The organism is Capnocytophaga sp. oral taxon 863 str. F0517 (assembly GCF_000466425.1).
Taxonomy (GTDB): Bacteria; Bacteroidota; Bacteroidia; order Flavobacteriales; family Flavobacteriaceae; genus Capnocytophaga.
In genome coordinates, this window is sequence record NZ_KE992152.1 from 14,164 (window position 1) to 39,585 (window position 25,422).

The window sequence follows — 25,422 nt, forward strand, 5'->3', positions numbered from 1 at the left end:
AACTTTTACGAGAAAATTTTTACTTTTTCATTATTTTTTTATACTTTTGCCCTTGAAATATTAACTTTAAGTGTCGTGGAAATAGAAAATGTAATTAATAAAATTGTGCAAGGGAGATTAAGGAAGGGATATTCCTATGAGAATATGGCGGAAGAATTGCACCTTTCGGTACCTGCGTATCGTAAATTGGAGATAGGGGAGACTAAATTGTCAGTAGAGCGGCTTTTTCAAATATCAGTTATTTTGGAGATGCCCTTGAGTGAATTGTTGGACATTGATGACGAATGTATGGTGCAGCATAATTATCATAATGATACAGTCTACCAACAAAAGATAGAACATTTTTATCAAGAAAATAAGGAAATAACGGAGCAACTTATCAAGGCCAAAGATGAACTGATTCTTCAGTTACAGAAAGAAGTGGAATTTCTAAAGAGTAAAATCTTATCATAGAGCTTATAGAGGGACTCAATTTACTTAGCTATGATTTCTAAGAACTGTTGCGGGGATAGTACAGAGAGGTCGTCCACGGCAAAGTCTTTGATATTGCGAGTAATGAGAAAGGGTATATGGTGATCAAGAATATTTGTATCTATAAACACTTGTTTCATTACGCTAATTCTTTCTCTTCAAGATATTTATATCGTTCAACTTCTAAGTCCATTCCTTTTAATAGTCCTTTTAGTTTTCTAAAAGCAACCATTCTATCAGCATGATTTAATTTTGGAGTGTGAATAGATATGAATTCCTCCAACTTTTCTATTATATATTCATTCAAATCAAAGTCATTTTCCTCAGCACATTGTTGAGCCTTTTCAAGTGTAACGGGGTCTATGTCTATAGTGTATTGCATGATTTCAGTTTTTAGTTTAAATATGGTGTAAATATACGATTTTAATCATCATCACCCCACCAGAGTTCATGACTAGATTCACTATGATGATTCTCAGACGTATAGTTCTGGTGATAGTCAATAAATTTTTTGATAGAAATCCCTGTAGCAGCTACAGAAGCCAATAGAGAAAGAATAAGGACTCCCTTGGCTAAGCCATAAATGAAAGCAAAATATAGCCCTACTCCCGATAATAAAATGACTACAACCCCTCCTACAAAAGCTATTTCTCCTAAGAAAGGCAATAGAGAGGCTACAAAAACAAATAAAGCCAATATCCCTACGATAACCCCTAAGAGCGCTACAAGGGTTTTCTTCGTGCCTTGAGCACGAGAAGGGGTAAGCTGTTTTTCCACGTATTTGTTGAAGTCTATGCCTTTTTCCTGCGCATAGAGCTGTGCTTTCTGGAGAATAATAGGGTCTATGTCAATAGTATACTGCATATCTGTAAATATTTGTGGGGCAAATATACCACTTTTTTAGGAGATATAATAGCAAAAAAAATCTTATTTCACTTCAGACTCACTGCGAATACCTTTTTCATCAATTTGGCAACACCATTTCACATAGGGATAGTATCCTGTTCTGTTTGCCGTTACATAGCCACTGGCAACGAGGTCATCACGGTTACCCTTGTCGTCTCCGTCGCCCATATAGATATCTACTTTCAATCCTTCGTATAAGGGTATAGGCTCTCCGCATACATTCTCTCGCTCATCTTTTTGAGAAAACAGTACTAAATCATGCGCCATTAGTTCGTTGAAATCTACAGAAAAAAGCAGGCGAGTGTCTGTCTTTTCCCATAAGTTTTTTACAAAGGGATAAGCTACTTCATTCTCAGGTTTTATCTGTTGGAGCGTAGTGGGCAGATACCAGCCACGACCGCCTATTTTTAGGTGGTCATAGTAGGCAAGGGGCTTTACCCGACAGCCATGGGTAAACCAGTGCAAGGGGTGCTTTTCATAATCCTGCAACAAGCGGGGCATATCCTCCACTGCTGCCAAGGCTACTACTTGCGCCCCATAACGTACCAACACCAAATCACCTACAAGGAGTTTGCCAAAGGTTTGTACGACCTTGCCCGAGCAACCTATATAGCCTGTGGCGATGATATGGCGGCTATCTTCTGCTGTCCAAGTAGTAGCCCCTGTGGGGTGTAGCTGCATATGCCAGAGATTCATAAGGTGGTTTTTGGGCAAAGTTAAGGCTTTTTTAGTAAATAAGCAATGCTTTATTTTTCCACTATTTTTACCATATTGTTTGCTACCAAATCGCTTAGAGACACTTCCAAGGCTTGAGCTATGCGATAGAGGGTTAGTAAGGTTGGGTTGGTGCGGCCTTGCTCTATGCGGGAGATATTGGTGGTATCAATATTTCCCTCGATACGCCCTACCAAATCCACCTGGGAGAGGCCTTTGCCGATGCGTATTTGCTGGATATTACGGCCTACTTGTTTAAAAATTTCTAACTTTTCCATGTTTTTGTTTGGTAGCTTCAAAAAAAGTGTTATTTTTTCAATTCATAAATTAGCTATATTTTTATCTAAGAAGATAGATAATCAAGGTGAAAAAATACTATTATTACAAACTTTTAATATCTTGAAGATATTTATTATAATTTGCAAAAATACAAAGATTATTTGTAATAGGCAATGAATTTTATGATTATGGAACTTATACACACACTTTATTTCTTAAAAAAAATAAAAAATAAGGATTTATTACGAGATATTTGGAAACGTTATATTGATGTGCAAGAAAAACTATTACAAAGGAGGTCAATTCCAATAAACATCATTCCAGAATCAGTTAGAATAGTTGATAAAAAATTGAAAATAACAGTTGATGAATATGATAAAACATCTGAAATTCTTGATGTAATCAGTGAAAAATTTTATTTACAGGAAGATGAAATATGTATAGAAAAATCATATTTTTTAGCAGATATAGATATTATAGTCAATCATATTTAGAATGTGAATAAAATACCAATAAATAAGGCAAGGGATTCAACTCTAATATACTCTTTTTCAAGGGCTAATTGCCATTAGCCCCTACACCTGCTCATGCTAATTTTTCGCAAACCATTTCTGTTTGACTATAAATGGAAGCAATAATTTTATGAAACCCTCCACCTGACCAGCATCTCCTTCACTTCCTGCGTAATTCTCCTGCTTTCACGGGCTTTTTGGATGGCTTTGTTTTGGACAAAAGGGGAGAGGGTTTGGCTTTGGATAAGGGGTAGAGTCGCTTCGTACTGCTTGGCCAAGGCAGTGGCCAGATACCAAGCAATCATCATATTGACATAATATTCGTCCGACTGGATGTCGGCCACCAAGGAGAGCATCTCGCTCTCAAAGTAGTCATCTAAGTAGTTGGACAGCAGCAGCCCTATACCATAGCGAATGGTATAGGGCTGCGGGCTTTGGAGCCACTGGAGGATATGGGTATAGGTCTCTTTCGGATGCTTTAGAAAAAGCTTAGGGGAAAAGGTATCACACACCGCCCAATTGTCTATATAGGGTAGGAGGGCTTCGGTATAGGCGATGGCCTGGTCGAAGGTTTTGATTTGTTCTATGAGAAAGCCATGTAATAGGTTTTCCTCATGATAGTGGTGGGGAAGTGTATTGAGGAATTGCGCTACGGCTTCGGGTTGTTGCTTGGTGAGGTCTTTGGCTAACTTGCGTAGTGCAGGCAGGCGTACCCCAATGATACGCTCGCGGGAGAGCGTAGGGATGAGCTTATGGGTAAAATCGCCATAGGGGACATCCTGCAAGGCAAATAACAAAGAGGTAAAGGAGTTGTCTTGGAGCATGATACGGGGGTTAGTTATAGCAGACAAAGGTATAAAAAAATAAGGACTTTTTGGGGATTGTTTACTATTAATTTCGTACATTTGCCGAAAGTTTAGAGATTAAGGGGCAGTGATTGGCTTTTGAGAAACTTTATTATTTTGATAAAACTATAAAGATAGAGTAATGAGTACAAATACAATACAATTAAAAGAAAAACTAAATTTCCATCAGTATCAGATGATTGTGAATTTTCTAGAGGAGATAGGTATTGAAGTATTACCTCCACAAGAAGATCCTTATGATGGTCTTTCTTTGGAAGAATTACAAAAAATAGAAGAGTCTAGAGAACAGATTAAGCAAGGTCTTTTTTCTACTAATGAAGAAGTTCTAAGAAAAGTAAAAGAGAGATATGGAGCTAATTTGGTCTAAAAATGCAGAAAATAGTTTTCTAGAAACACTTGATTTTTGGTATGAACATAATGGTTCTTATGAATATCCTAGGAAAATAATCATAGAAACAGAGAAAGCAATAGAGGAGATTAAGAAATATCCTTATTCAGTCAGATATTTGGCTGAATTAGGGTTACATAAAAAAGCAATAATGAAAGGAAGATTTCTTCTATATTATCAAATTAGAGAAGCGGATGCAATGATAGAACTTCTTTACTTTAGGAGTTCTAAACAGCAGCCTTTGGAAGAGATTTTAAGTTGAGAAGATAATAAAAAATAGCATAAGGAAGAAAAATTGATGGAACAAGCGATTATAGCAGCAGGTTGTTTTTGGTGTACAGAGGCGATTTTCAAGCGGCTGATAGGTGTGGAGCAGGTGGAAGTGGGTTTCACAGGGGGTACTGTACCTCATCCTACCTATAAGGAGGTATGTACAGGGCAGACTGGTCATGCGGAGGCAATTCGTATCACCTATGACCCGAAGGTATGCTCTTATTTGGATATATTGGAGGTCTTTTGGCAAGCGCACGACCCTACTACCCTGAACCGCCAGGGGGATGATGTGGGTACCCAGTACCGCTCGGCTATCTTTTACCTTAATGAAAGCCAACATCAGGCTGCTTTGCTTAGCCGAGAGCAGGTAGCTAAGCTATGGGAGGCACCTATAGTGACCGAAATTGTGCCAGCGTGGGAGTTTTATCCCGCTCAGGAGGATTATCTGATCAATTATTACGAAAATAATACCGACAGAGGTTATTGTATCTTTACCATTGCCCCGAAAATCAATAAGATACATGATCTTTTTATACAAAAAATAAAACCTATTTATCAAGCCTTAGAACATGAAAACAGAACTCAAGAAACTCTATGAGGGTGACCTTTCCACGGTAACCCTATTGAAGGCCGCTTTGGAAGCGGTGGAGATTACCCCTATTGTCAAGGATCCTATGGCTTCGGCTACCATCGCAGGTTATGGAGCCTTGGGAGGAGCGCAGCAGGTCTTTGTCTTCGAAGACCAATGGGAGCAAGCCACGACAATACTGAGAGAACTAAACCTCAACGAAGGATGATCAAACTTATTATTTCCGATATGGACGGGACACTCCTTAATAGTCAGCATGAGTTGCCCCGGGACTTTATGTATGTATTCGAGCAATTGGAGCAGCGAGGTATCTATTTCTGTGCGGCCAGTGGGCGGCAGTACCTGAGTTTGCTACAGTTCTTTGCTCCGGTGAAGGATCGCATGGCCTTTATTTCTGAAAATGGTGCCTTTGTCAATGTAAATGGAAAGGAGGTCTATCAGAATGCTATTGCGCCTTATCATATACAGTTGGCTTTGGAGCGTAGCAAGAGCTTTTCTGGTATGGCGATAGGGCTTTGTGGCAAGAAGGCTACTTATCTCTTTCCTACAACCCCTTATGCAGAGCAGCAGGTGCGCATATACCATCATACGGTGGTGAAAGTGACTGATTTCTCTGAGATTCAGGATGATATATTCCAAATTACGCTTTTTGATCCTCAGGGGGCACGCGAGCGTTCTTTCCCTGCTTTTGCTTCCTTTTCTCAAGAGGGACTTAAGGTGACCATCTCGGGGGCTTATTGGATTGATATCACCAATGCAGGGGTCAATAAGGGAGTAGCGGTAGAAGCGCTCCAAGCATCCTTGGGCATCACTCCTGATGAGACGATGGCTTTCGGGGACTATCTCAATGATTTAGAGATGCTTACAAGAGCTACCTATAGCTATGCTATGAAGAATGCCCAAGAGGAAGTCAAGCAAGTGGCGGCTTACCAGACGGAGGAAGACAATAATAATGATGGGGTGTTAAAAACTATTGTCAAAGAGTTAAAAATTACTTTTATTTCCTAAGGAGATAAAAGGAATTTCTTTTTTGAATTTGTTGTTTTTATTAATAAATTCGTTTTTCCAAACAAAATTAAGGGATTAACTAAACTTTAATCAGCTATATTGCTTTATTACTGAAAAAACGTACTTTTGCCCCTGTGAAATTTTAAGCACTTCTTGCTAACAGTTTTTAGCAAGGAGGTCAGTCTTAAAGAAAAAACAGAAAATGCTTAAGAACAAGAAAAAGTACCTTTCTATGGCCAAGGATTTTCTCTTTCCAATGGGAATATCTGCTGTAGTAGCCACCCTTTTAACACCCTCTTTAGGCACTCAAAAAGACCTTCACGCCAGCCTAAGGGTAGAAACGTCTCAACAGGTGAGCGTAAGCCCAGTAGCCGACAACTCACCAAGGGTTTCTCCTATGAATCATCGCAATGATTTTATAGGTTTTAAAGAAAAAATGGGCTATCGAGAGTCTCGCAACAACTACTTTATTACCAATCCGTATGGACATGTAGGCAAATACCAGTTTGGCAAATCAGCCTTGAAGTTTTTCGGTGTTTCCCAATCGGAGTTTCTCAACAATCCTGCCTTACAGGAGAATGTTTTTTATGCTAGCTTGGCACACAATAAGTGGAAGCTCCAGTATGAGATACGTACCTTTGCCGGTAAGAATTTTGCCGGTATCCCGATCACCGAATCAGGGATTTTGGCCGCTGCTCACCTCTTAGGTACCGGTAGTGTGAAGTCCTTCTTCAAGTCCGATGGGAAAACGGAATTCGCCGATGCCAACGGCACCAGTATCATTAATTATATGAAGAGCTTCCAGCACTTCGACCTCTCTGGGATTAAGCCCAGCAAATACGATGGACGAAAACTCATATAATTAGTGACTAACGACGAGCGACTAACAATTAGTGACTAATAACAAGCACCAATAATGAACTATCATTATTGGTGCTTTTCTTTTTATTACGGTATAGACAATTAATAATCAATGTATTGAAAAAATCAATTAGAAATAAAAAATATTTCAAAAAATATTTGGTTTATAAGATAAACTTGTTTATCTTTGCGGTGTATTTCAAACCTTATAAATTATATCATCATGGAACTACAACCCGCCGATAGCTTGAAGCTCATTCAGGCTATCATTCGTCAAAGGAAACAAAAGTATGAAGAAAATGGTTTCTTCTTGATTTTTTGGAGTGTATTGGTTTCCTTCTCTGGAATCATACAATTTGTAATGCTTGCCACGGATTACTATCCTCGCTATTCTTGGATAGGCTGGGGCGTACTGATGCCCTTAGGGTTTCTTATCACGTTCTTTACCAAGATGAAAGAGGGAATCAGAACCCGAAAAGAGAAAAAAAGTACCGACTCGCTCGACTGGCTTTGGCTGGTAGCTGGTTTAGGGGCTATCTCTTGTTTTTGCTTGCCTTTTAGTAATTGGAAGAATTATGAGATTGCGATGCTGGTGATTTATCTACCGTTCTCATTTGTATCCTTGGCGATCGCCCTATACCTAAAGGCGTCCTTATGGGTGGTTACTTCTATAATAGGAATCATACTCACTTATAGTGTGTTGTTCTTCCATTATGGGATAGCCTTACCGCTACTTAGTGCCGTATTGGCCTGCTTGTTATTCCTTATCCCAGGGATTCAGTTCTATACTAACTACAAAAAGCAAATGAATGTTTAGTGATTTAGACCCTATCTTGCACTCCCAGCTTAGATTGGCGATAGTCTCCTTGCTTATAGCAGAAGAAAAGGCTGATTTTGCACGGATAAAGCAAGCTACTAAGGCCACTTCAGGAAATATCTCGGTACAGATACAAAAATTGGAAACCGCAGGCTATATCTCAGTCACCAAGTCCTTCAAGGATAATTACCCCAATACCGAAATCACCCTCACCCATAAGGGACTGTTAGCCTTTGAGAGTTATGTGGAGGCGCTAAAGAGTTATTTGGTTATTAATAATTAGTGCTTAATTTGTCAATTTGCTAATGAACTCATTGGCAAATTGACAAATTATTCTTATCTTTGCAACTTAATTAGCAAGCGGCAGATTTCGTGCCTTTGCGCTCTTTAAATTAAGTACCTCATGTCATTACAGGAAATTCTTTTAGAAAAAACCCAAAAGGCGATAGCTGAGCACTATGGCCAATCAATAGAAAATATAGAAATCCAGCTTACTCGTAAGGAGTTCGAGGGGGATTATACCATTGTACTTTTTCCTTTGTTAAAGCTCATTAAGGCCAAGCCCGAACAAATAGGGGAGGTCTTAGGTGTTTATCTGACTGAGCATGTGGCGGAGGTTACAGCCTACAATGTAGTCAAGGGCTTTCTAAACCTGAGTATTGCCGATAGCTATTTCCTTTCTTTCTTTGGCGAAATAGCCGCCCAAGAGCGCTATGGCACCACTCCCGTTACAGCCGAATCGCCGGCGATGATCGTGGAGTATTCCTCTCCCAATACCAACAAACCTTTACACTTAGGGCATATCCGTAACAATCTCTTGGGCTTTGCCATGGCTAAGATCTTGGAGGCTACCGGTAAGCGAGTGTATAAGACCCAGATTATCAATGATCGAGGTATTCATATCTGTAAGTCCATGGTGGCTTGGCAACGCTTTGGAGAGGGGGAAACCCCAGAGCGCACGGGCATAAAGGGGGATAAACTGGTTGGGAAGTATTATGTACTTTTTGACAAGGCTTATAAGGAGGAAATCGCACAGCTTATAGCCGAAGGGAAAAGCAAGGAGGAGGCCGAACGTGAAGCCCCTATCTTCTTAGAAGCACAGCAGCTACTCCGCCTATGGGAACAGGGAGATGCGGATACCTTAGCCCTTTGGAAAAAAATGAACCAATGGGTGTATGATGGTTTTGAGGTTACTTACCATAACTTAGGGGTGAGCTTTGATCGTAACTATTATGAGAGTGAGACTTATCTTTTAGGGAAGGATATCGTGCAACGAGGCTTAGAACAAGGGGTGTTCTACCGCAAGGAGGATGGTTCCGTATGGATAGATCTTACTGCGGATGGCTTGGACGAAAAGCTCGTACTCCGTTCCGATGGTACTTCTGTCTATATCACCCAAGATCTCGGTACAGCTACTAAGCGTATAGAGGAGGACTTCCCCAAGGTGGAGGGCATGATCTATACCGTGGGCAATGAACAGGATTATCACTTCAAGGTGCTCTTCCTTATCTTACAGAAACTGGGTTTTGCTTGGGCTAAAAAACTTTACCACTTAAGTTATGGTATGGTGGAGCTACCCAATGGCAAGATGAAGAGCCGAGAGGGTACCGTAGTCGATGCGGATGACCTAATGGAAGAAATGGTACAAGTAGCTGAGGAACTCTCCCAAGAATTAGGCAAGCTCGATGGTTATACACAACAGCAGAAACAACAGCTCTATAGGGTGATAGGTTTGGGGGCACTTAAGTACTATATTCTCAAGGTAGATCCTAAGAAGAAGATTGCTTTTAATCCACAGGAGTCTATTGATTTCCAGGGAAATACAGGCCCTTTTATCCAATACACCTATGCTCGTATTCAGTCTATCTTACGCCGAGCTGGGGAGCTACCTCAGCTGCCTACCATAGGAGACTTGCATCCAAAGGAAAGGGAGCTTATCAAGCAATTGTCTCTTTTTGCAGGAGTGGTACAGCAAGCAGCCGATACCTATAGTCCGGCTCTTATCGCCAATTATGTCTATGAATTGGTCAAAGAGTTCAATTCCTTCTACCAGAATGTCTCCATACTTGGAGAAGAAGATGCTACAAAGCGTGCCTTGAGGATTCACCTCTCCCGCAAGGTAGGGGAGGTCATCGCTACGGGCTTTGGCCTATTGGGGATAGAAGTGCCTGAAAGAATGTAATTATTTAAGTTGTTAATAAAAAATAAGCTATATCCCCTCGGGGGTATAGCTTATTGCTTATAAAAAAATAAAACTATGAATGACTAAAAACGGAAACCTAAGCGAACACCAGCGTTAGGTTCTACAGCCCAAAATCTTTCATTAACTGCAGAACTGAAGTTACGCCCAATATTTGCATAAGGAGCGACCACGAACTTGCTGTTGAATACCCAAGTGTATCCTACCCCAACCCCAATGATAAATGCACCTAAATTAGTCTCTTCATCATACTTTGTATTATCCTTTGTTTTCTCTTCAGTGTATTTTCCAAAACGGGTTTTTAGGAAAGGATTAATGTAAAAACCTACCGCATCCGAAGAGTCAAAGTAGTAATTGTACCCTACTTTAATACTGGTAGCAGAGAATTTACCATCTCCCTTAGGCCAATAAGAGAATTTGTCCAAGATCACAAGTTCTCCATCTACAGATTGGTTGTCATCTAAGTAATATTCGTATCCTAATTCTATAGAAGGACGCGCTATTACATTGAGGATGTTGAGCTTAATCTCATTCTTGTAAGTCTGTGCAAAGGCCCCCAAAGATACCAAAGCCATTGCTATACTCAAAAACATTTTTTTCATAAGTAAATGATTTATATTATCGGCGCAAAAGTAATACTTTTCTAATTAATATGCAAAATTATAGACGGAAAATCCAACCTACTGATAGCATTGTTTCAAAGAAGAAGAAATCATGGTGTGCTCGGTCTGTTTTACTTATAGTAGTGCGAACATCGTACATGTTGAGATAACCTCCACGGAGCTCACCTACCATCATAAAGTGCTTGAAGAGGAAGAGGTGTAAGCCGGCTTTGGCATGCATACCCACTCCTGCTACATGGAACTCATCATAACGCTCACGGTTGAGTATCTTGGTATTAGTCTTAGGATATACCACTCCGAAACCAGCCCCTTCGGTAAGGTTTACTTGGAAGATATCCGTATTGCGGATTCCAAAGAGGGAGGAAATGTCATCCACACGAGCTCCTTCTAAGAGGACATAGTTGAGTCCATCGGTATGTTCGAAGGTAAGGAAGTCTTCGGTAAGGGTTTTATTTACCCCATTGTAGATTCCGTCATGGGAAGTGCCCGCATTCACCTGTCCATTCATTTTGACAGTTTGGTCTTGTACCATCACATACTTCATATGATCCACTCCAGCCGAGAGTGTCCAGTTTTCTCCTAAGTAGTACCCTAAGCGGAAGTTCGTCTGTGGGATAGTCATTCGAAGCGGGTTGATATAGTCGATATGCCAACCTTTCGGCTTATCCACGGCCTCTACATCGGAGAGTGTGAAGTTGTAATCGCTACCTCTGAAGGTAATATCGGAGTTGGTATAGTACCCGCGATTTCCACCCCAGAAGACGAAGATTTTGCCCTTATTATTTTTGGTATAGTCCTGTGCGTAAGAGGCTATTCCACAGAAAAGGGCTACAAAAAGCAATACTTTTTTCATGTGTAAAAGTTTATAAAATCGGGGTGCAAAATTACTATTTTTATGCTTAAATACAAATAAAATAAAAAAAAGAAAATTCAGGCCTAAAAATTGTGTATCTTTGCAGCGGGTTAAGCCTATAACTGAAAGAAAAGAAAGTGAGAAAGTTATTAAATAATTTTTGGGTATTTGTAGCGCGCCTAGTGCTGCGCAATCGCTATATATTTTTAGGGGTATTCTTAGGAATTACGGTGCTTTTGGCCATGCAATGGAAGTATATCCGCATGACTTATTCCGAGGCCAATATGCTCCCTAAAGATAGCCCTATCAGCAAGGAATATGATAAGTTCCTTAGTATATTCGGGGAGGAGGGCAACCTAATTGTCATAGGGGTAGAGGCTGATAAAATCACCCAGGCGGGAGGTTTTAACCGCTGGAATCAGCTGGCAAGCGAGCTACAGAAATTCCCACAAGTGGAGGGAGTACTCTCCCTCAATACGATTAAGGAGTTGTACAAGGATACAATCCATCAGCGCTTTGCAACACGTAACTTTTTTCCTCAGGAGGTAGCCACCCAAGGGGAAGTGGACAGCCTTTTTCCGAAACTGTTCAACCAAACCCCAGTCTATGAAGGACTGTTATATAACAAGGCACATACTACCCTGCGTATGGCTATTTCTCTGCGAAAGGATATTGTCAATACTGCTATACGTAAGGATTTTATTCTCAAGGACTTAAAACCACTAATTGAGCAGTGCCAAACAGACTTGGGAGTGCCTATCCATGTATCGGGTATGCCCTATATACGCACACTTAGCACTGAGATTATTACCGGAGAAATAGGCTTTTTTATTGTCGGAGCGCTGTTGGCGACCTGCTTGGTATTGCTCTTTTTCTTCCGTTCGTTCAGGGCTATGTTTATTTCCATGTGTACAGTATTGGTGGGTGTGATGTGGGCTTTTGGTTTCTTAGGGCTATTCCATTATGAGATTACGATACTTACAGCAGTCATTCCGCCACTGGTGATCGTTATAGGAGTGCCTAACTGTGTATTCCTTATCAACCGTTACCAACAAGAAATACAAAAGCATGGTTACAAGGCTATGGCGCTCCAGCGAGTCATTACCAAGGTGGGTAATGTCACGCTGCTGACCAACCTGACTACGGCAGCGGGTTTTGCTACCTTCATCATCACCGAGAGTAGTATCCTCAAGGAGTTCGGGATTGTCTCCTCCATTAGTATCATGTGCTTATATGTGATTTCGCTCTGTGTGATTCCTATCATCTATAGCTTTATGCCATCTCCTAAGCCCCGCCACCTCAAGCACTTGAGTAAGCAATGGATAGGGGGACTTTTGGAGGGAATTGAGCGTATTGTTAAGAAACATCGCTTTGCCACCTTCTCAGTAGCAGTAGCTCTTTTGGTGGCCAGTATCATAGGGATTTATCGTATCCATATCTCCGGCAGCGTGATTGAGGATATGCCCAAGGGGGAGACCTTCTATGACGATATTCTTTACTTTGAAAAAGAGTTCGGTGGGATTATGCCTTTGGAAATTACCATCAATATAGGTAAGAAAAACGGAGTGATGCGTCCCTCTACTTTGCAGAATATGGCCAAGCTGGAGGAATACTTGGCCGATATACCCGAAATATCCCAACCCATCTCGGTAGTAAGGCTTGTGAAGTATGCCCGACAGGCTTTTTATAATGGCAAAGCAGAATATTTTGACCTGCCAACAGCTCAGGAACGGCCTTTTGTGCTCTCTTATGTTAAAAATTCGGATGGAAAGGCTGATATGCTACGTAGTGTAGTAGATAGCACAGGTCAAATAGCTCGTATTACCGTCTTTATGAAGGATATCGGTACCGAAAAGATGCATCATATAGAGGAGACTATTGCTAAGCAGACCGACAAACTCTTCCCTTCGGATCAGTATACCGTACGCCTTACAGGTAAGGCCTATATGTTTACCAAAGGAACCGACTATTTGGTAGGCAACCTCATTCAGTCCTTATTGCTTACTATAGTGATTATCGCTGTGATGATGTTCTATATGTTCCGATCTTTCAAGATGGTAATTATTTCGCTGATACCCAACTTGCTACCTTTGGCAATTACCGCAGGGGTGATGGGGTATGTGGGGATACCGCTCAAGCCCTCAACTATATTGGTCTTTGGGATAGCTTTTGGGATTTCCATAGATGATACCATCCACTTCTTAGCCAAATATCGTCAGGAACTGATGGCCAATCACTGGAAGGTAAAGCGTTCGGTCTATGCTGCTTTGCGAGAGACGGGCATTAGTATGTTCTATACCTCGGTAGTGCTGTTCTTTGGGTTCTCTATCTTTACCTTATCCAGCTTTGGGGGGACTAAGGCCTTAGGCGGGCTTATCTCCACTACCTTGTTCTTTGCCATGTCCAGCAACCTGATTTTGCTTCCTTCCTTGCTCATTGCCTTGGAGAAGAGCATAGCTAATAAGAAAACCCTGATAGAACCTCATATAGACGTCCTTGGAGAAGACGAAGAGGAAGAAGTGAAAAATGAAAAACGATGAATAACTATATACGTTCCTTATTAAAATATTTCCTACAAGGAGTAGTCATCATAGGTCCTTTGAGCACCACCATTTGGATTCTTTGGTCTATCTTCTATAGTGTAGACAACCTGATTCCACATCTCTCGGAGCGTTTCCCTGGCTTGGTCTTTGCGATCATCTTGGTGGGGACGACACTAATCGGCTATTTGGGAAGTCGCTTTCTTATAGGAAAATTTGTCGTAGAAGGGCTGAACTATATACTGGAACATACTCCAGGGATTAAGTTTATTTACAAGACCATACGTGATGTGATAGGTTCCTTCGTGGGCGATAAGCAGAAGTTCTCCCATCCGGTGTGGGTCAAGGTACAAGAGGCGCCTGAGCTATGGCGTATAGGCTTCTTGACCCAAGAGGATATGTCCTTTGCTTCTTTTGCAGATAGTGTCAGTGTCTACCTACCACACTCCTACGCCATATCAGGTTGGGTGATTGTCGTTCATAAGGATCAGATAAAGCCCGCCGAAGGCTTCACCGCCAAGCAAGCTATGGAGTTTGCTGTAAGTGGAGGAACTGTAGGGGTGAGGAGTGAAAAGCGAACCATGAAAAGTGAAGAATCCTAAACACAAGAAATTAGAACTTAAAACTATGAAAATTGGAATTATAGGAGCTATGGAGAGTGAGATACAGCTCCTTAGAGAATATTTAGGAGATCCTGTCCCTACCCAGCTGCAACGTTATGCCTTCTATGAGGGGCAGATAGGAGCCCACCAAGTGGTGGTACTTCTCTCGGGTATTGGGAAGGTGAGTGCTGCCGTGGGTACGGCCTTACTGATAGATCACTTTGCCCCTGATTTGATTATCAATACCGGTACTGCAGGCGGACTACAACACAGCAAGGTTTTTGATATGGTATTGGCCACAGAAGTAGCCTATTATGATGTTGATGTAACTGCCTTTGGCTATGCCTTAGGACAGCAAGCCCAAATGCCTGCCAGCTATCTACCATCGGAGCGATGGTTTGCCCAGGCACAAGCCTCCGTGGCGCGGTATACGAATCAGCTGCATTGTGCTCCTATTGTCAGTGGAGATGCTTTTGTTAGCGATCCCAAGAAACGTCAATGGATAGAGGCGCATTTTCCTAAGGCCGTAGCAGTAGAGATGGAAGCCGCCGCCATTGCCCAAACTTGTTATCTGTTGAATATCCCTTTTTTGATCCTTCGTGCCGTCTCGGACAATGCAGGAGAGGGAGATACCATCTCCTATGATACCTTTGTAGCCCAAGCCGCAGCCCTCTCGGCTCAAATGAATATTGATTTTATAAAAAACTTAGTATAACCACTTATGTCAGCATGCAGAATTCCTCAAGGCTATGACCCTAAATATGGTATCATGGATACCGAAAGAGCCATCAAGCGCATCAAAGATTTTTTTGAGACGGAGCTATCCAGAGCACTCAACCTCTCCCGTATCTCGGCACCTCTCTTTGTAAAGAATACCACAGGACTTAACGACAATCTCAATGGCGTAGAGCGACCAGTCTCTTTCCAAATGAAAGATGCTCCAGAGGATACCATAGAGATAGTACATTCCTTAGCCAAATGGAAACGCTTGGCACTCAAGCGCTATAATATTCCAGTAGGAGAAGGTATCTATACCGATATGAACGCCATCCGTCGCGATGAAACCTTGGACAATACCCATTCTATCTATGTAGATCAGTGGGATTGGGAGAAAATTATTACCAAGGAGCAACGTACCTTGGATTATCTGGAACAAACCGTTCGGAAGATATACCAAGTATTCTTGGCTACCGAGGCCGTTATCACTCTTGAATACCCGCTACTGACACCCTTCTTACCCAAGGAAATTACCTTTATTACCTCTCAAGAGCTGGAACATAAGTACCCGACACTGTCTCCAAGCGAGCGTGAACAGCGTTTTGCTAAGGAGAAAGGGGCTATTTTTATCATGCAGATAGGTGGCGCCCTGCTCTCTGGCGAGAAACACGATGGCCGTGCCCCTGACTATGACGATTGGCAGCTCAATGGAGACTTGATTCTATGGAATCCCGTTTTGGAAAGTGCCTTGGAACTCTCCTCCATGGGGATCCGTGTTGATGAGGTCTCTCTTATGGAGCAGCTCAAAATAGCCAATTTAGAAGAACGCCAACACTTAGACTACCATCAAATGCTCCTTCAGGGCAATCTTCCGCTTACCATAGGGGGAGGGATTGGGCAATCCCGCATCTGTATGTTCTTCCTTCAGAAAGCCCATATAGGGGAGGTACAAGCCTCTATCTGGACAGAGGAGATACTCGACCTATGTGCTCAACATCATATCGATCTATTGTAAAATAATCGACGAAAGATGGAATCCATGTACCGTATTTATCCCGAAAAGCGCTATAGGAAAACCTTGGCTATCCTCAAGCAATTCGTTTCCTCTGGTACCACCATTTTGGACTTAGGGGTTCGCAATCCTTTTTCCGAAGTGATGGAAAAAGAAGGCTATAGGGTTATCAATACCCAAGGAGAGGATTTAGATCTTTTCCCTGAAAAACTAAGGAGTTACCAGGGAGAAATGGTTACCGCCTTGGAGATATTAGAGCACTTGGTCAATCCCTTTGGAGTACTACAACAGCTTCCAGCGCAGCGCCTCTTGGTAACAGTCCCTCTACGCTTATGGTTTGCGACAGCTTATCGCAATGCTAAAGATCCAAGAGATTGTCATTATCACGAATTTGAGCCTTGGCAGCTTGATATGCTCTTAGAGAAAGCAGGTTGGCAGATAAAATACCGAGAGAAATGGACACATCCCGTAGGGAAAATAGGACTTCGTCCGCTGCTTAGGTATTTTGTACCTAGATATTATGCGGTATACGCCGAGAGAATGACCAATGACTAATTCTATGGTTAGTCATTAGTCACTAAAGAGTTTTTTTTCTGAATAAAAAAAGGTATATTTGCACCGAATTTTGTAACTAATAGAAACCATATAAATTATGTGTGGAATTGTAGGATATATAGGAAATAAAGAAGCATATCCCATTGTGATCAATGGGCTAAAACGCTTGGAATACAGAGGCTATGACAGTGCAGGTTTTATTGTCAATGCCGAAAAATTTGTCTGTGAAAAGACCAAGGGAAAAGTATCTGACTTGGAAGAGAAAGCCGCAAAGGATACGATTCCTGCTGCTACCTTTGGAATGGGACATACTCGCTGGGCTACTCATGGAGTGCCTAATGATAAAAACTCTCATCCACACCTATCCAACTCCGGTAAGTTGGCTATCGTACACAATGGGATTATAGAGAACTATCTGCCTATCAAAAGACGTCTTCAGCAAGAAGGTTATGTATTCCATTCCGATACGGATACCGAGGTACTTGTCAATTTTATAGAGTATATCAAAGATAAGAAACAACTTCCCTTAGAAGAGGCGGTACGCTACGCCCTCAATGAAGTAGTAGGCGCCTATGCAATCGCAGTGATGGAGGAGGCCAACCCTTCAAAAATGGTAGTAGCACGCTTGGGAAGTCCTTTGGTGATAGGGGTGGGAGCAAATGAGTTCTTCATAGCCTCCGATGCCACTCCTTTTATAGAATATACCCAAAATGCCCTTTATCTTGAAGATGGGGAGATGGCTACTATAGAACTCAACAAGGACTTACAGGTGCGTAAGATATATAACAATGAAGAGGTAGACCCCACCATACAAGAGCTAAAACTTAGTATAGATGCTATAGAAAAAGGAGGTTATGAGCACTTTATGCTTAAGGAAATTTTCGAGCAGCCACTCTCTATCCAGGACACCATGCGTGGCCGCCTTTTGGAGGATGGAACTACCAAGATATCAGGTATCAATAACAACCTTAAGCAATTCCTTAGTGCCGACCGCATTATCATTGCGGCTTGTGGTACCTCATGGCATGCAGGTTTGGTAGGGGAGTATCTATTTGAGGAGCTAGTGCGTATCCCAGTAGAGGTAGAATATGCCTCAGAGTTCCGCTATCGCAATCCGGTGATCAACCCTTCAGATATAGTGATGGCAATCTCTCAATCAGGAGAAACAGCCGATACCTTAGCTGCCCTAAAATTGGCTAAAGAACGTGGCGCCTTCATCTATGGGATATGCAATGTAGTAGGCTCTTCCATAGCGCGCCTTACCGATTCGGGTACTTATACCCACGCAGGGCCAGAGATAGGAGTGGCCTCTACCAAGGCTTTTACAACTCAACTTGTTGTACTAACGCTTTTAGCCTTGCACTTAGGTCATAAAAAAGGAACCATAAACCATGACACCTATAAAAAACTTTGTAAGGAGTTGGCTCGTATCCCTGATTTGGTAGCCAAGACCTTGGAAATGAACAAAGATAAGGTCTTAGAGATAGCCAATGTATATAAGGACGTATCCAACTGCATCTACTTAGGAAGAGGCTATAACTATCCAGTGGCCTTGGAAGGCGCCTTGAAGCTCAAGGAAATCTCCTACATACATGCTGAGGGCTATCCAGCTGCTGAGATGAAGCATGGCCCTATTGCTCTAATTGATGAGAATATGCCAGTGGTATTCTTGGCACCCGCCAAAGGGCATTATGAAAAAGTGGTTTCCAATGCCCAAGAGATAAAAGCCCGCAAAGGAAAGATCATAGCTGTGGTAACTGAGCATGATACTCAGATGAGTGCTTTGGCGGATCATGTCCTAGAGATCCCAGAGGTAGAAGAGGTATTCTCTCCTATACTTAGTGTGATACCATTACAGTTGCTTTCCTATCATATCGCTACTATGCGCGGATGTAATGTAGATCAGCCTCGCAATTTAGCCAAATCGGTAACAGTAGAGTAAGAAAATTTGATTCATATAGAGACATTGCTAAAGATTTTTCTTTAGCAATGTTTTGTTTTTCAGAGAGTTGAAATAAAAAGAGAATAAAAAGTGATTTTTATTTTGCCAATTGGAAAAAAAGTTGTACCTTTGCACCTGTAAATCGCGGGATAGAGCAGTAGGTAGCTCGTCGGGCTCATAACCCGAAGGTCACTGGTTCGAGTCCAGTTCCCGCTACTTGATAAGCGTAATTAATTGTCATTCAATTAATTGCGCTTAAATTCTTTAAAATTACGAGCCAAATATCATACCATATTGTTATGGGTTAGGATCAGCTAACGTAAGAATAGAACAGATTATAGAAGCCTTATTCAAAAACTAAACGATTGTGCTGCGAAATTGCTCTCCTTATACCATTATTATAATCTCTTTCCTCTTTCTGATATGTGTAGGGGCGGGGCTGTTGATGATGCCTTTTACGCATAGCACGGGGAGCGGGTTTACTTTCTTTGAGGCACTTTTTACCGCTACTTCGGCGGTTACAGGTACAGGTTTCTCTATCTGTGATATGCATGGTATACTCTCGGACTATGGGCAGGTGTGTATTTTGCTATTGATACAACTGGGAGGCTTGGGAATACTGACTTTTTCTTCAGTGATTGTGCTGCTTATTACTAAAAAAATAGGCTTCTATACCAAGCGATTGATCTCTGAGGGTATGAACCATGAGGCTAAGATAGACTTGTATTCTCATATCAAAAAGGTAGTTTTCGTCGTTTTGCTCATAGAAGCTATAGGTGCTTTTCTGCTTTTCTTTGTTTTTATCAAGCAATATAGCTGGTACAAAGCTCTTTTCTATGCAATTTTTCATTCGGTATCGGCTTTTTGTAATGCAGGGATTGCTCTCTATCCCAATGGTTTGCAAGATTATACCTTCGATATTCCTATGAACCTCATTATTATTCTATTGATGTTCTTAGGAGGTTTTGGTTTTACTGCTATTATAGAACTCTTTGAGTATATCAGGGGAAAGCGTAGAAAAATCAGTGTCAATTCTAAGTTTTCCAGCATCATCACCCTGATTCTCTTAGGGGCAGGTGCTTTGCTATTCTTTGTTTTAGAATACAATCATATGGACGCTTATGCGGTACACTCTGTGGGTAATAGGCTGCTTATTAGCTTCTTCCACTCAGCTACGCTGCGTTCGGTGGGCTTCAATACCATACCTATAACAGAGATTTCAGGAGCAACGGCTTTTTTGTGTATTTTACTAATGTTCATAGGTTCTTCGCCTAATTCTACAGGAGGAGGGATAAAAACTACTACTCTTGGTGTTTTATACTTAGGGGTACGTACCTCTTTGCTCAATAGGCGGTATATAGAGTATTCTAAGCGACATATCTCATGGCAGCTGTTCAATAAGGCCTCTACCTTGGTTTTTATAACTCTGTTGTATGTCTTTCTTGCTGCATTACTTATAACTTACTTTGATCCAAAGGTGGAAATTCTAAAGATCCTCTTTGAGGTTATCTCGGCTTTCTCTACCACAGGGCTTTCCATGGGGATTACCAATTCTTTGAGTACAGCCTCTCAAACCATCTTACTCTTTACCATGTTTTTGGGTAGGGTAGGGCCGCTTACAATTGTATTGGCTTTTTCTCGTGAGAGAATAGTAGGTAATTATAAATACCCTAAAGAAGATATATTAATCGGATAATTATGAAAAGTTTTTTAGTCATAGGCTTAGGGGAATTTGGCAAGTCGGTAGCCAAGACCCTTTATAAGAATAAATCCACTGTATTGGCAATTGACTCAAATGAAGAGTTGATCAAGCAAGCTCTCAATGAGGGGATTATAGACGATGCGGTGATCTTAGATGCTACTGATGAGATTGCCTTGAAGAATGTGGTGAAGGACGACTTCGATATGGCCTTTGTCAGTGTAGGAGACAATATACAAGCGAGCATATTGATTACTTTACACCTAAAGGAGTTAGGCGTGAAAGATATCATCTGTAAGGCAGTGAATCACACCCAAGGTCGTGTTTTGGAGAAAATTGGAGCTACCCAAGTGGTCTTTCCAGAAGAGTCCATGGGAGAAAAAATAGCCTATTCCATGCTACATCCCACTATTATAGAATACTTTAAGTTCTCGGAGGACTATTTTATCTACGAGGTCAAAATTCCAAAGAGCTATATAGGCAAGTCGCTTATGGAGCTGAACTTAAGGCATAAGTATGAGATCAATATATTGGCGGTCAAGCATGGTGATGGCAAGATGAATGTAACTCCAGATCCGAATCTTCGCTTGGATAAGGAAGACTTACTTATTGTATTGGCCAGGGAGAACTCTATCGGGAAGATCGTTTAGCTTTTTCGCTGGCGCACAGCTTCAAAGATGAGAATGGCGGCACTGACCGATACATTCATCGAATCTATCTTGCCTTGCATAGGAATGATGATATTTTGAGTAGAAGCCTCCAGCCAAGAGGGGGAGAGCCCCGTATCCTCGGTGCCGACTACGATAGCGGTACGCCCCTTGTAGGACACCTCATCATAAGGCAGTGAGGCCGAAAGGGCAGCACAGTAGATGGAGAAATGCTCCTTTTGCAGAAAGGAAATAATCTCCTGGCTACTTCCTGTAAAGATAGGGAGCGTAAAGATGGTACCTATACTGGAGCGGATAATATTGGGGTTGTATAGGTCAGTCTTTGGGTTGGCGATACATACCGCATTTACTCCAGCGGCATCGGCTGTACGCAGCAAAGCCCCTATATTACCAGGTTTTTCAGGAGCTTCGGCTACCAAGATCAGTGGATGCGCTTTCTGGAGATGTAATCCAGAAAGCGCATGTTCTTTGCATTGTGCCAGCGCCAATACCCCCTCGGTAGAAGAGCGATAGGTGAGCTTTTCATATACCTGAGGGGATATAGCGGTACATCTATATCCTGAAAAGCAATGTGCTACCTCCTGCTGTGTGAGGATCGTAGGGCAGAAAAACAACTGTTCGATGAGGTAGCCTGCTTCTATGGCCAGGCTAATCTCTCGTTTTCCTTCTATAAGAAACTGTTGGTGGTCTCTGCGCTGTTTGGATTTTTGAGTAAGCGTAAAAAGATGCTTAACGAGGGGGTTCTGTAGGCTGGTAATCTGTTGCATGGTTATAGGGCAAGGTTATCAATCAGGCGTACGCCTTCTATATAGGCTGCTACAAAGGCACGATAGGCCTTGTGGGCTTCTTTCTGCTGGGCTTCCTGTAGGGTGTTCTCATCTACAATGAGGAAGTATTCTAACTGAAAATCAGAATTTTGAGTAAACTGTTCTTCTACAAAAGCCTTTATTTGTGCGATAGGCTGGCTGGCAAATCGCGCCTTAGCTTCTTGCAGTACTTTATAGATAAAGGCAGCCTTTTGGTGTCCTTCCACAGAGAGGCGCTCGTTGCGAGAACTCATTGCCAGGCCACTTTCTTCCCGAATAATGGGACAAGGGACAAGTAGGACGGGGAGCTTTCTTTCGGCAACCATACGCTTGATGATGAGTATCTGCTGGTAATCCTTCTCTCCAAAATAAGCACGAGTAGGGGTGACTAAGGTAAAGAGTTTCTCCACTATGGTAGCTACTCCCTCAAAGTGTCCTGGCCTGAAGGCTCCTTCCATCACTTTGTCCAAACCTTGAAAATCGTAACTTCCAGAGCGGGGTGTTCCCTGATACATTTCAGAAATTTCAGGAGCGAAAAGTACTATTTTGTCCGACAAACTTGCGATTGTTTCGGCATCCTTCTGTAGGTTACGAGGGTATTTTTCTAAGTCTTCAGTATTGTTGAACTGAGTGGGGTTCACAAAAACACTTACTACCACCTGATCATTCTCTTCCAAGGCTTTTTTCATCAGCGACAGATGCCCCTGATGTAGCGCTCCCATAGTAGGGACGAGGCCAACAGTCTTGTTTTCTTTCAAGAGAGGAGCTAAGAAAGCTTGTAAATCTAATCTCTTATTAAAAATCTGCATTTTTTATAAATTTAAATAAATGTTTTTTGTTGTATATAATTTTTTTTGTAACTTTGCAGCTCAATGATTTATCATCTAAAATAAATACGCTATGAAAAACAAAAAGATACTTTATGTTTCTTCAGAGGTGCTACCTTATCAGGCAGAGACAGAGATAGCCAAGCGTTCTTTTGATTTGGCACGAGCCCTGAATACCACGGGAGGACAATTGCGTATTTTTACGCCCCGCTATGGGGATATCAATGAGCGTCGCCATCAGCTACACGAAGTGATACGCCTTTCGGGTATGAACTTGGTGATCAATGATGTGGATATGCCACTGATTGTCAAGGTAGCTTCTATTCAAAAGGAGCGTATGCAAGTATACTTCATTGATAATGACGAGTATTTCAAGCAAGAAGATGCCTTCGATGATCAAGGAAAGCTATATGCAGACAATGACGAACGTTGTATATTCTTTGCTAAGGGGATCATGGAGACTGTTAAGAAACTGAATTGGTCTCCTGATGTTATCCATATACAGGGTTGGCTGGGAGCGCTGCTTCCTCTCTATCTGAGGACTTACTACAAGGATGAACCTATTTTCTATCATACCAAAACTATCACCTGCTTTTTACGTCCTCCCTTTGAGGGATCTCTTGATAGTGAATTACTCTCTAAGGTAGGTTTTGATGAGATTACCGAAAACGAAGCTCCAGAGCTGAAAGAACCTCATAGTATGAATCTGATCAAAATTGCGGCTCGCTATTCGGATGCCATTACCACTATCAAAGGGGTACTTCCTCAAGAGGCTATTTCCTATATAGAAGGTACCACTAAGCCTTTCCTATATGGAGAGACTATAGAGACTACTTGTAAGGCCTATCCCCAGTTCTATAAGGAGCTGATGAGTAAGTAATCTCTATAGCCCCTTCTAATTATTTGATATATACATCATAGGGTATACGTGCTTGTAGGAAAGCAGCTGAAGTAGGAATTGTTCTTCGCAGCTGTTGTACCCCTTCGTATGCTTTAGCACCTATTTCCTCTCGGAGCATTGCATTAAGCTCTGCTTGAGTAGAGGCACGAAATCTTTTCTTCATATAATCGGAAAACTCTATTTCTATCACAGGATAGGCCAAGAGGTCATATGCCCCTTCGGAGAGATTATTCTCCTTAGCAGCGTAGGCGATGGCTTGTTGGAGGTTTCCTATCTCATCTACTAAGCCTTTTTCTAAGGCATCAGCTCCTGTCCATACCCTTCCTTGAGCTAAGGCATCCACCTGCTCCCAAGTCATTTTGCGTCCGTCGGCTACTCGTTGGACAAACCTTTTGTAGAAGAGTTCGATCCCTTCGGTGATCACCTGGCGGGTCTTTTCAGGGGTTTTCTCAAACAAACTGTAAGTGAGTGCATACGGATGGGTCTGTACCTGTTCGCTGTTGACTCCCCATCTGTCGGCCAGTTCCTTAAGGTTAGGAATCATCCCAAAGACCCCAATGGAGCCGGTAAGGGTCTGCTTATCAGCAAAGATACGTTTGGAGTTACAAGCGATATAGTATCCGCCAGAGGCTGCCAAGTTCCCCATAGAGGTATAGACGGGCTTTACCTTTTCGGTAAGCGCTATCTCTCTGTGGATTAGTTCCGAAGCCAAGCCACTTCCTCCGGGGGAGTTGATACGCAATATGATTGCTTTTATGGATTCCTTATCTCGGGCTTGGCGCAAGGCCTCTATGATGGACACATTTCCTACCAATCCTTCTTGGGACGGTCCCTCGACGATTTCTCCATTACAGAAGATAACAGCTATTTGCTGCTCTTTTTTCTCTCGAAGTCGTTTTTCCTTATAGTCGAGTGCCACTTTTTTAGTATATTTTTCTATAGGGACTAAGTGGAAATCCTTTACTTTTTGGGTACCGGTAGCCTTGCAAAGGCTCTTTTCGAACTCATCTCGGAAGGCGATCTTATCTACCAAATGATGAGAAAGCGCCAGCTCAGGGGTACGCCCCCAGAGGCTATCGGCAATCTGATTGAGCGCATCCACGGAGATTCCTCTGCTTTGGGCTACATCAGCGGCATAGCTATTCCATAGGGAGCTGAGATAAGCCTTTATCTGCTCGCGGTTGGCCTCACTCATATTGTTTTCAAGAAAAGGCTCTACAGCACTTTTGTACTTACCGTGGCGGAAAATCTCCATATGGATGCCGGTGTTCTCCTGCAAGTCCTTGTAATAGAGTACTTCTGCGCTAAGTCCCTGAACTGATATTTCGGAAAGGGTGCCCACGAAAATAGAGTCAGCCACACTTTGTAATAGATAGTCCGATTGGGTAGCTCCTTCGCTAAAAGCATAGACAAACTTGCCAGAAGCTTTGAAATCCTCTACCGCTTCGCGGATATTTTGCAAATGTGCACGCCCTTTGACACCTTTAGTACTTCCCAATACGATTCCTTGTATATTGGAATCCGTTTTAGCCTCTTTGATAGCTCTTAGGACAGCCGTCAGGGTGTTTTCTTGCTGCATATCAAAGTCAAAGTCTTTGATGTGTATGGGGTTGCTGTATTCGTATACCTCTTTCTGAAAGTCTAAAGAGAGAATAGAGTGTTCCTTTATCTCAAGCGAATCTTCCTTAGGCGCAAAGAAAGAGGCTATAAGGATGAAAAACAGCAATGAAATAAAGAAAAAACAAAAGCAGCCTACGATGACAGCTAAGACGATTTTGAAAAATTTCATATAT

General features: G+C 42.0%; 31 protein-coding genes and 1 tRNA gene. 21 read left to right on the forward strand and 11 right to left on the reverse strand.

Features of this window, described 5'->3' with window-relative positions:
- The first annotated feature begins 75 nt into the window (after nt 1-75).
- Nucleotides 76-453: a helix-turn-helix domain-containing protein gene (locus HMPREF1551_RS06425; protein ID WP_021628265.1), complete on the forward strand. Its 378-nt coding sequence runs from the start codon at nt 76-78 to the stop codon at nt 451-453.
- A gap of 20 nt (nt 454-473) precedes the next feature.
- On the opposite strand, the gene HMPREF1551_RS13450 is transcribed toward HMPREF1551_RS06425, so the two are convergent.
- The 5 genes from HMPREF1551_RS13450 to HMPREF1551_RS06445 form a co-directional block, all read right to left on the reverse strand.
- Complete coding sequence (locus HMPREF1551_RS13450; protein WP_021628266.1) at nt 474-611, reverse strand: hypothetical protein; 138 nt, start codon at nt 609-611, stop codon at nt 474-476.
- Nucleotides 611-853 (reverse strand): hypothetical protein, encoded by a 243-nt coding sequence (locus tag HMPREF1551_RS06430; protein ID WP_021628267.1) that lies wholly within the window; start codon nt 851-853, stop codon nt 611-613. The genes HMPREF1551_RS13450 and HMPREF1551_RS06430 overlap by 1 nt, the downstream gene beginning before the upstream one ends.
- A 41-nt stretch (nt 854-894) precedes the next feature.
- Nucleotides 895-1,335, reverse strand: a complete 441-nt coding sequence (locus HMPREF1551_RS06435; RefSeq protein WP_021628268.1) for a hypothetical protein — start codon at nt 1,333-1,335, stop codon at nt 895-897.
- 63 nt (nt 1,336-1,398) lie between these two features.
- On the reverse strand, nt 1,399-2,073 hold the full coding sequence (locus tag HMPREF1551_RS13455; RefSeq protein WP_021628269.1) for a hypothetical protein: 675 nt from the start codon (nt 2,071-2,073) through the stop codon (nt 1,399-1,401).
- Nucleotides 2,074-2,123: 50 nt separating this feature from the next.
- Nucleotides 2,124-2,369, reverse strand: coding sequence for a helix-turn-helix domain-containing protein (locus tag HMPREF1551_RS06445; protein WP_021628270.1), 246 nt, complete (start codon nt 2,367-2,369; stop codon nt 2,124-2,126).
- A gap of 189 nt (nt 2,370-2,558) precedes the next feature.
- On the opposite strand from HMPREF1551_RS06445, the gene HMPREF1551_RS06455 reads away from it, so the two are divergent.
- Complete coding sequence (locus HMPREF1551_RS06455) at nt 2,559-2,864, forward strand: hypothetical protein (protein ID WP_155851613.1); 306 nt, start codon at nt 2,559-2,561, stop codon at nt 2,862-2,864.
- Between the two features lie 146 nt (nt 2,865-3,010).
- Here the strand turns inward: HMPREF1551_RS06455 and HMPREF1551_RS06460 are convergent, their stop codons facing one another.
- Nucleotides 3,011-3,706, reverse strand: coding sequence for a DNA alkylation repair protein (locus HMPREF1551_RS06460; protein WP_034544424.1), 696 nt, complete (start codon nt 3,704-3,706; stop codon nt 3,011-3,013).
- Between the two features lie 163 nt (nt 3,707-3,869).
- On the opposite strand from HMPREF1551_RS06460, the gene HMPREF1551_RS06465 reads away from it, so the two are divergent.
- From HMPREF1551_RS06465 to argS, 9 genes are all read left to right on the forward strand, one after another.
- The gene (locus HMPREF1551_RS06465) at nt 3,870-4,115 is read left to right on the forward strand and encodes a hypothetical protein (RefSeq protein ID WP_021628274.1); all 246 of its coding nucleotides are present in this window, start codon (nt 3,870-3,872) and stop codon (nt 4,113-4,115) included.
- A complete protein-coding gene (locus HMPREF1551_RS06470) occupies nt 4,096-4,398 on the forward strand; it encodes a type II toxin-antitoxin system RelE/ParE family toxin (RefSeq protein ID WP_021628275.1) in 303 nt (100 codons plus the stop codon). The genes HMPREF1551_RS06465 and HMPREF1551_RS06470 overlap by 20 nt, the downstream gene beginning before the upstream one ends.
- 36 nt (nt 4,399-4,434) lie before the next feature.
- Nucleotides 4,435-5,007, forward strand: coding sequence for a peptide-methionine (S)-S-oxide reductase MsrA (gene msrA / locus HMPREF1551_RS06475; RefSeq protein WP_021628276.1), 573 nt, complete (start codon nt 4,435-4,437; stop codon nt 5,005-5,007).
- The gene (locus tag HMPREF1551_RS06480; protein ID WP_021628277.1) at nt 4,979-5,206 is read left to right on the forward strand and encodes a DUF2007 domain-containing protein; all 228 of its coding nucleotides are present in this window, start codon (nt 4,979-4,981) and stop codon (nt 5,204-5,206) included. Before msrA ends, HMPREF1551_RS06480 begins: the two co-directional genes overlap by 29 nt.
- Complete coding sequence (locus tag HMPREF1551_RS06485; RefSeq protein WP_021628278.1) at nt 5,203-6,006, forward strand: Cof-type HAD-IIB family hydrolase; 804 nt, start codon at nt 5,203-5,205, stop codon at nt 6,004-6,006. The genes HMPREF1551_RS06480 and HMPREF1551_RS06485 overlap by 4 nt, the downstream gene beginning before the upstream one ends.
- A gap of 202 nt (nt 6,007-6,208) precedes the next feature.
- Nucleotides 6,209-6,868 (forward strand): hypothetical protein, encoded by a 660-nt coding sequence (locus HMPREF1551_RS06490; RefSeq protein WP_021628279.1) that lies wholly within the window; start codon nt 6,209-6,211, stop codon nt 6,866-6,868.
- 222 nt (nt 6,869-7,090) lie between these two features.
- Nucleotides 7,091-7,684 carry a hypothetical protein gene (locus HMPREF1551_RS06495; RefSeq protein WP_021628281.1) on the forward strand — a complete coding sequence of 198 codons (594 nt, stop codon included), beginning with the start codon at nt 7,091-7,093 and terminating at the stop codon, nt 7,682-7,684.
- Nucleotides 7,677-7,967: a winged helix-turn-helix domain-containing protein gene (locus HMPREF1551_RS06500; RefSeq protein ID WP_021628282.1), complete on the forward strand. Its 291-nt coding sequence runs from the start codon at nt 7,677-7,679 to the stop codon at nt 7,965-7,967. The genes HMPREF1551_RS06495 and HMPREF1551_RS06500 overlap by 8 nt, the downstream gene beginning before the upstream one ends.
- A gap of 120 nt (nt 7,968-8,087) precedes the next feature.
- On the forward strand, nt 8,088-9,866 hold the full coding sequence (argS, locus tag HMPREF1551_RS06505) for an arginine--tRNA ligase (RefSeq protein ID WP_021628283.1): 1,779 nt from the start codon (nt 8,088-8,090) through the stop codon (nt 9,864-9,866).
- An 83-nt stretch (nt 9,867-9,949) separates the two neighbouring features.
- Here the strand turns inward: argS and HMPREF1551_RS06510 are convergent, their stop codons facing one another.
- The gene (locus tag HMPREF1551_RS06510; RefSeq protein WP_021628284.1) at nt 9,950-10,486 is read right to left on the reverse strand and encodes a DUF3575 domain-containing protein; all 537 of its coding nucleotides are present in this window, start codon (nt 10,484-10,486) and stop codon (nt 9,950-9,952) included.
- A 58-nt stretch (nt 10,487-10,544) separates the two neighbouring features.
- Nucleotides 10,545-11,360, reverse strand: coding sequence for a hypothetical protein (locus tag HMPREF1551_RS06515; protein ID WP_021628285.1), 816 nt, complete (start codon nt 11,358-11,360; stop codon nt 10,545-10,547).
- Nucleotides 11,361-11,497: 137 nt separating this feature from the next.
- On the opposite strand from HMPREF1551_RS06515, the gene HMPREF1551_RS06520 reads away from it, so the two are divergent.
- The 9 genes from HMPREF1551_RS06520 (at nt 11,498) to HMPREF1551_RS06560 (ending at nt 21,077) form a co-directional block, all read left to right on the forward strand.
- The gene (locus tag HMPREF1551_RS06520) at nt 11,498-13,900 is read left to right on the forward strand and encodes an efflux RND transporter permease subunit (RefSeq protein WP_021628286.1); all 2,403 of its coding nucleotides are present in this window, start codon (nt 11,498-11,500) and stop codon (nt 13,898-13,900) included.
- Nucleotides 13,897-14,502 carry a DUF502 domain-containing protein gene (locus HMPREF1551_RS06525; RefSeq protein WP_021628287.1) on the forward strand — a complete coding sequence of 202 codons (606 nt, stop codon included), beginning with the start codon at nt 13,897-13,899 and terminating at the stop codon, nt 14,500-14,502. Before HMPREF1551_RS06520 ends, HMPREF1551_RS06525 begins: the two co-directional genes overlap by 4 nt.
- A gap of 25 nt (nt 14,503-14,527) precedes the next feature.
- On the forward strand, nt 14,528-15,217 hold the full coding sequence (locus tag HMPREF1551_RS06530; protein WP_034544426.1) for a 5'-methylthioadenosine/adenosylhomocysteine nucleosidase: 690 nt from the start codon (nt 14,528-14,530) through the stop codon (nt 15,215-15,217).
- 6 nt (nt 15,218-15,223) lie between these two features.
- A complete protein-coding gene (gene asnA, locus HMPREF1551_RS06535; RefSeq protein WP_021628289.1) occupies nt 15,224-16,234 on the forward strand; it encodes an aspartate--ammonia ligase in 1,011 nt (336 codons plus the stop codon).
- A 24-nt stretch (nt 16,235-16,258) separates the two neighbouring features.
- On the forward strand, nt 16,259-16,786 hold the full coding sequence (locus HMPREF1551_RS06540) for a methyltransferase (protein WP_034544427.1): 528 nt from the start codon (nt 16,259-16,261) through the stop codon (nt 16,784-16,786).
- A gap of 97 nt (nt 16,787-16,883) precedes the next feature.
- Nucleotides 16,884-18,728, forward strand: a complete 1,845-nt coding sequence (glmS, locus tag HMPREF1551_RS06545; protein ID WP_021628291.1) for a glutamine--fructose-6-phosphate transaminase (isomerizing) — start codon at nt 16,884-16,886, stop codon at nt 18,726-18,728.
- Nucleotides 18,729-18,871: 143 nt separating this feature from the next.
- Nucleotides 18,872-18,944: transfer RNA gene (locus HMPREF1551_RS06550), tRNA-Met, on the forward strand.
- A 151-nt stretch (nt 18,945-19,095) separates the two neighbouring features.
- The gene (locus HMPREF1551_RS06555) at nt 19,096-20,424 is read left to right on the forward strand and encodes a TrkH family potassium uptake protein (protein WP_034544428.1); all 1,329 of its coding nucleotides are present in this window, start codon (nt 19,096-19,098) and stop codon (nt 20,422-20,424) included.
- A gap of 2 nt (nt 20,425-20,426) precedes the next feature.
- Nucleotides 20,427-21,077, forward strand: coding sequence for a potassium channel family protein (locus HMPREF1551_RS06560; RefSeq protein WP_021628293.1), 651 nt, complete (start codon nt 20,427-20,429; stop codon nt 21,075-21,077).
- On the opposite strand, the gene HMPREF1551_RS06565 is transcribed toward HMPREF1551_RS06560, so the two are convergent.
- Together HMPREF1551_RS06565 and panC are read right to left on the reverse strand one after the other, a co-directional pair.
- Nucleotides 21,074-21,862: a TrmH family RNA methyltransferase gene (locus HMPREF1551_RS06565; protein ID WP_021628294.1), complete on the reverse strand. Its 789-nt coding sequence runs from the start codon at nt 21,860-21,862 to the stop codon at nt 21,074-21,076. The genes HMPREF1551_RS06560 and HMPREF1551_RS06565 overlap by 4 nt on opposite strands.
- A 2-nt stretch (nt 21,863-21,864) precedes the next feature.
- Nucleotides 21,865-22,710 carry a pantoate--beta-alanine ligase gene (panC, locus tag HMPREF1551_RS06570; protein WP_021628295.1) on the reverse strand — a complete coding sequence of 282 codons (846 nt, stop codon included), beginning with the start codon at nt 22,708-22,710 and terminating at the stop codon, nt 21,865-21,867.
- A 91-nt stretch (nt 22,711-22,801) separates the two neighbouring features.
- Between panC and HMPREF1551_RS06575 the strand changes: the two genes are divergently transcribed.
- The gene (locus HMPREF1551_RS06575) at nt 22,802-23,608 is read left to right on the forward strand and encodes a glycogen/starch synthase (RefSeq protein ID WP_021628296.1); all 807 of its coding nucleotides are present in this window, start codon (nt 22,802-22,804) and stop codon (nt 23,606-23,608) included.
- 19 nt (nt 23,609-23,627) lie between these two features.
- Here HMPREF1551_RS06575 and sppA read toward each other — a convergent pair whose 3' ends face one another.
- On the reverse strand, nt 23,628-25,418 hold the full coding sequence (gene sppA / locus HMPREF1551_RS06580) for a signal peptide peptidase SppA (protein ID WP_021628297.1): 1,791 nt from the start codon (nt 25,416-25,418) through the stop codon (nt 23,628-23,630).
- Nucleotides 25,419-25,422 lie beyond the last annotated feature (4 nt).